We start from the raw sequence: 559 nt of genomic DNA, 5'->3' as shown, positions 1-559 counted from the left end.
CGGCGAGCCCCGCCACCGCCGTCGCGAGACCGAGGTCACAGGCCGGCAGCGGATCGGCCGCTCCCGAGCGCCACTGGGCCAGCATCCGCGGCCAGACCGGCTCCCGGTCGGTCCGCTCCTCCTGGGCACATCGCGCGCAGGCCGTGCCGCCCGGCAGCACCAGCGGCCCGACCACCCCCGTGGCCTCCAGCACGCCCGCGTAGAGATGGGGCGTGCCGGTGGCGATCCAGTGCTGGGCCGTCACGGGGTCGGGGGCGTAGGCGGCGAACCCGTCCCGAGGCGTCACCACGACGAGTGAGAGGCCGGGCTCGCCCCCGCTGTCACCCGGAGCGGGGCCGCCGGGAGCCCGCGGGCCGCGGCCCCCGGGTGCCGAGCGCCCCACGAGCCGGCGGGCCGCCACCGCCCGGCGCTCACCGACCGCCTCGGGCGGCAGTCCGCCCGGTGAAACCTCCCAGGGCCGCACCGTCCCGGAGTCCAGCACCTCCACCCGGCCCACCCCCGAGGCCGAGAGCAGGGCCGCGACCGCCGCGCCGACCCGGCCGGCGCCCCGGACCTGGAC

Annotated in this window: 1 protein-coding gene; it reads right to left on the bottom strand. The window is 80.1% G+C overall.

All coding sequences use genetic code 11. The annotated features are described in order from the left end of the window. Nucleotides 1-559: ThiF family adenylyltransferase (locus J7E93_RS33150; protein WP_215073749.1), on the bottom strand; the 559-nt coding region annotated here is incomplete at both ends.

Origin of the sequence: Streptomyces sp. ISL-36, assembly GCF_018614205.1 — a bacterium.
Taxonomy (GTDB): Bacteria; Actinomycetota; Actinomycetes; order Streptomycetales; family Streptomycetaceae; genus Streptomyces.
The sequence above is the reverse complement of the archived record's forward strand: the minus strand, read 5'-3'. Positions and strand labels throughout refer to the sequence as shown.